The 1877-nt window shown below is 37.6% G+C and carries 1 protein-coding gene; it reads left to right on the top strand.

The window, feature by feature from the left end; translation table 11 throughout:
- Nucleotides 1–118 precede the first annotated feature (118 nt).
- Nucleotides 119–784, top strand: coding sequence for a CCXG family PEP-CTERM protein (locus tag ABD07_RS14660; protein ID WP_160818912.1), 666 nt, complete (start codon nucleotides 119–121; stop codon nucleotides 782–784).
- Nucleotides 785–1877: the final 1093 nt, after the last annotated feature.

Raw genomic sequence — 1877 nt, 5'->3', positions numbered from 1 at the left:
GCCACATAAGAGTTTGAGTAATGCCACTCCTTATGAAATACTCAACGCTTATTTCTATCAACCTCTCTGTAAACAACCCTGAGATTTCTTACACCTAATGCTGTATAACAGGAGTCTTATGAAAATAACTTTTACATTATCGGTTACCGCAATATCGCTTGCATTATTTGGCGGCGCCAATGCCAGTTCGATAACAATTGAAACGGGTTTCTCAACAGCAGGTCCGCAGATTGACGCAGCAGCATATCAATCCATCGTTGATTCAGCCGTAGCAATCCCATCAATGGGTTACGGAATCGCAACCCCTCCAATTTACGACAACATTTCCAATCATGGATTGTTTGCTGGTGGCTCGACAACTGACATAGCCTTTAAATCAACCGTTGATTTTTTTGTATCCCCAGCAAATGCAGGGGCATGGCAAATTCGTGCCGGTGTTGATTTTGGTCATGGCGGCGCCATTTTTGTCGATGGTTTAGCGTATGATTTCAAAACAAACGATATGTGGTGGAATGGCAGCTACAGCGACTCATCGCAGTATTTGAGTATCAATACATTGAACCTTGCTACCGGCTACCACACGCTCAATCTTTACGGTCTTGAAGGTTGCTGTGACGGCAGTCAGCAGGCCCAATTCAGGATTGGAGGGACTGGTGATTTCACAACATTCAGCACAAACGATTCTCTAAGCCCCGTTCCTGAACCGGAAACCTACACTATGCTTCTGGCCGGTTTGGGTTTGATGGGATTTGTGGCACACCGCAGAAAAGAATCAACCGTTTAATAAGCAAGCACGGATCTCATCCGAAACGGGAGCCGCAAGCTCCCGTTTCTTTCTTAGTGACACCACCTCAGAACCATATAATTAACATTCAGCAAAGCTTCCCTGATAAAAATTTTCTACACGCAAGAACCATCATGAGAATTTCATCACGCACATCACTCAAGGCATATTAAGCATTTCTCTTTTTGTACAATCCTTGCAATTTACATCTTATCTTTTCCTTGACATTCCAAATAATCCACAGATTAAGAAAGTTATAAATGTCCTATTAGAATCTTGACATCAGACTGAAAAATATCCCGCAAGTAAATGATAATTTAAACATAATCGATGTGTTAAATTTTTAAGCAACCCAAGAAAAACCCTTAGAAATTTATAAGTTAGTCATCCATCCAGCTCGATTGTCCACAAAGTTATCCACAGAAATTGTGGACAACAGAAAAAATCTTTTATGAAATAAAACTATAGAATGAATAATCATTAACGGGAATAGATTCATCGTTTTTTCGATGGTCAGCTGTTTTAATAACAAAGCTCACCTAATATTCAAAATTAACGTCATAAAGACGATTTTTACCGGCAAAAATCACGAAAATAAGAAAAATGAGCTGAGCAAATAGATGCAATGAAAAAAATTCATAACTTTAATTTTTCATTGCACTAGAATTTTTGCGGAGATTTCATCACCCGCATTAGTCAAAGTGTGAAAAGCACCCATCTTGTTTATACAATTTTCTGCTATTTATTCCACATCTTTTTCCTTGACATTCTAAATAATCCACAGTTTTAAAAAGTTACAAATATCCTATTAGCATCTTGACACTGAGCTGAAAAATATCCCGTAAGTAAATGATAATTTAAACATAATTAATATGTTAAATAATTAAGCAATCTAAGGAAAGTCCTTAGAAATTTACAAGTTAGCGACTCATACAAGATGATTGCCCACAAAGTTATCCACAGTTTTTGTGGATAATAGAAAAAACCACAGATTAAATAAGGTGTAAGAAATCTCAGGGTTGTTTACAGAGAGGTTGATAGAAATAAGCGTTGAGTATTTCATAAGGAGTGGCATTACTCAAACTCTTATGTG

This window comes from Nitrosomonas oligotropha (assembly GCF_009833085.1).
In the GTDB taxonomy this organism is placed as follows: domain Bacteria; phylum Pseudomonadota; class Gammaproteobacteria; order Burkholderiales; family Nitrosomonadaceae; genus Nitrosomonas; species Nitrosomonas oligotropha.
This window is presented reverse-complemented; position numbering and strand designations above follow the sequence as displayed.